1 protein-coding gene is annotated in these 1,670 nt (G+C 63.8%); it reads left to right on the forward strand.

All coding sequences use genetic code 11. The features are described 5' to 3' along the window. Positions 1–565: 565 nt before the first annotated feature. Positions 566–1,670, forward strand: a 1,105-nt coding sequence (gene ngcE / locus ACFVFR_RS06755) for an N-acetylglucosamine/diacetylchitobiose ABC transporter substrate-binding protein (protein WP_383698588.1), incomplete at its 3' end; no start/stop codon positions are given.

Here is a 1,670-nt window from a genome sequence, read left to right on the forward strand (position 1 = left end):
GGCCTTTTTTCGGGGCGTCCACCCCAACACCGGGTTCGGCCCAAACCCCCGGGGCCCCCTCCCCCCGGGCTGGCGGCCCCGCTTCCGTCTGTGCGGCGAGACCGCCGAAGGGCTCGCGAGGCACGGCGAGTCTGCCCGATCGGGCAAGCGTGGCGATGCTACGGCGAACGGCGAGGACGCGGCCCGTGGGGGTGCCGCTGGGGCCCGAGTGCCGGGCGCGTAAAGCGCGTTCAGGTGCGAGGACACCGCACCCGCCGCACGAGCCCACGCCCTATGTCGCGAGGTCTCAACTCGGGAAAGACTCCCGACGAACTCTGTTCTTAATCTTGCCCCGTGCGCGGTGAGTGGACTATACCTGTCGCACCTGATCCGCCGTCGTTCATGACAGCGGACCCGATGGCGGATGTGTGCGCCCACCTGGCACGCTCGCGCCGTCGACATCTCTGCGCACACGCAGCACTTGAATCAGCTCCACCTGGCCCGCGGTGTCGGGTCGTTCGCCATCGGCGGACGAGGTACCGGAGATCTGACACCGCCTGAGTCCTGGAGAAGGCGAGGACTTGAGATGGGATTCACCTCAGAATTCGGCCGTCGCGATCTGGTCAAACGAGCGGCGGCGATCGGGCTGATCACCGTTCCCACGATGACGGCTTTGAGTGCGTGCGCGACGGGTGGCGGCGACGACACCAAGCAGGTCGAAAAGGGCAAGAAGTCGGCGAAGAATCCGCTGGCGGTCAACGAGAGCGCGGAACTTGACGTCGTCATCTTCGACGGCGGTTTCGGCGATGAATACGCGAAGGCCGCTCAGGCTGAGTACGTGAGGGCGTATCCGGAGACTGAGGGAAAGATCAAGCATGCGGCGACGCAGAAGATTCAGGCGAAGTTGGCGCCGCGGTTCAACGGGGGGACGCCGCCGGATCTGATCGACAACTCGGGTGCGGAGCAGATGGATTTCGGGACGTTGGTCTCGAAGGATCAGCTCACTGATCTGCGGGAGTTGTTGGACGCGCCGTCGTTGGATGATCCGAGGAAGAAGGTGCGGGACACCCTGCGGGCGGGGGTGGTGGAGATGGGGCAGTTCGAGGGTGATGAGGTGTGGGTTTTGTACTACGCCTACACCATCTATGGGGTGTGGTATTCGCGGTCGTTGTTGGATAAGCATGGTTGGGAGTATCCGCGGACGTGGGATGAGATGTTGGCGTTGTGTGCGGCGGCGAAGAAGGAGGGGATCGCGGGGTGGACGTATCCGGGGAAGTATCCGTATTACCTGCCGTTTAGTCTGTATCCGTTCATCGCGAAGATCGGTGGGCGGCAGGTGTTGGACGCGATCGATAATCTGGAGCCGAACGCGTGGAAGCACGATGCGGTGTTGGCGGCGTTTGAGGCGTATCACGAGTTGCAGGCGAAGGGGTATGTGTTGAAGGGGACGCCGGGGTTGGATCATATTCAGTCCCAGGTGGCGTGGAACGAGGGGAAGGCGTTGTTCATCCCGAATGGTTCGTGGGTGGAGAACGAGACGAAGGAGACGACGCCGAAGGGTTTTGGGATGGCGGTGGGGGCGCCGTCGTCGTTGGGTTCGGGGGACGCGTTGCCGTACGGGACGATCTGGGCTTCGGGTGGGGAGCCGTTTATCGTGCCGCGTAACGCGAGGAATCCGCGGGGCGGGATGG

The sequence above is a fragment of the Streptomyces sp. NPDC057702 genome, assembly GCF_042799315.1.
In the GTDB taxonomy this organism is placed as follows: domain Bacteria; phylum Actinomycetota; class Actinomycetes; order Streptomycetales; family Streptomycetaceae; genus Streptomyces.